We start from the raw sequence: 1,231 nt of genomic DNA, 5'->3' as shown, positions 1-1,231 counted from the left end.
GTCCCAAACTGCCGCCGCCCCGATTCGTGTCGCGTCCGTCGGGCTGGGATGGGTGACGACTCATCGCCATCTGCCAGTGATGCTGCGCGACCCGAGCTTCGAAGTCGTCGGCCTGATCGATCGCCAGCCGCACCACGCGGAACGCGTCGCGCAACGACTCAGGATCCGGCACCACGCCTGTGCCGGATCGCTTGCCGACGTTCCGTGGCTCGACGACGTCGATGCCGTGACGATCGGCGCCGGGCCGCACGCTCATTACCCGTTGATCAGGGAAGCGCTGCGCGCGGGCAAGCACGTGCTGACCGAAAAGCCGTTCACGATGCGGGTGGCGGAAGGCGAAGAGCTGGTCAAGCTGGCGAAGGCCCATGAGCGGACCCTGTGCATCGTGCATAACTTTCAATTTGCCTCTTCGACCAAGCGCCTGCTGCGAGACGTCGAATCCGGCTGCTATGGCAGTATCCGCTCGATTACCGCCCATCAATTCGGGAATCCGGAACGTCGCCTGCCTGCCTGGTACGAAGATCTTCCGCTAGGCCTCTTCTACGACGAAAGCCCACACATGTTCTATCTGCTGCGGCGCCTGGCTCCCGGCGCGCTGGCGCTCAGGCATGCGACTGTCGTCCCGAGCAGCACCGGCCTCGAAACACCGTGCATGATCACCGCACATTACCAATGCAATGCCCCGCACGGCTCGATTCCAGTCATGTTGAACATGAATTTCGAATCGCCGGTCAGCGAATGGCAAGTGATCGTGTGCGGCGAGCGCTTCATGGGAATCGTCGACGTTTTTCGCGATATCTACATTCGTCTGCCGAACGACGGCGCCCATACGACCGCGACGGTCCTGCGCACGTCGCTGTCCGCCACCTGGCAACACTGGCAGCAACATTTCACGAGTGGAATCCGGCATCTCAGAGGGATGCTCTTTTACGGCAACGACGATGTGTTCGCGGGTTTCGCCCGCTCGATTCGCACCGGCAACGCAGTCGAGCCCATCGGTGCCGACTCGGCGCTAGCGATCCTCGGCATGCAGCATCAGATCATCGAATGTGCGGCACGGGTATGACCGGAGGTATCACGAAATGACCATGAATGTCGATTTGCTCCGGCGCTTCTTCAAGGAAACGCCGTTTCAACCCGCGACGAGCCTGTGGCGGGCCATCGAGATCGACGTCGTGCTGTCCCGGCCGTTTCCGCCCGGTCGCGGCATGGACCTCGGCTGCGGCGACGG

At 62.3% G+C, this 1,231-nt stretch carries 1 protein-coding gene; it reads left to right on the top strand.

Going from position 1 to position 1,231, the window contains the following annotated elements; genetic code table 11:
- Positions 1 to 1,066, top strand: a 1,066-nt coding sequence (locus tag PI86_RS15140; RefSeq protein ID WP_200885209.1) for a Gfo/Idh/MocA family protein, incomplete at its 5' end; no start/stop codon positions are given.
- Positions 1,067 to 1,231 lie beyond the last annotated feature (165 nt).

The sequence above is a fragment of the Burkholderia sp. A9 genome, assembly GCF_000801975.1.
Note: the sequence above shows the minus strand (reverse complement) of the source record. Positions and strands in the feature narration are given on the sequence as shown.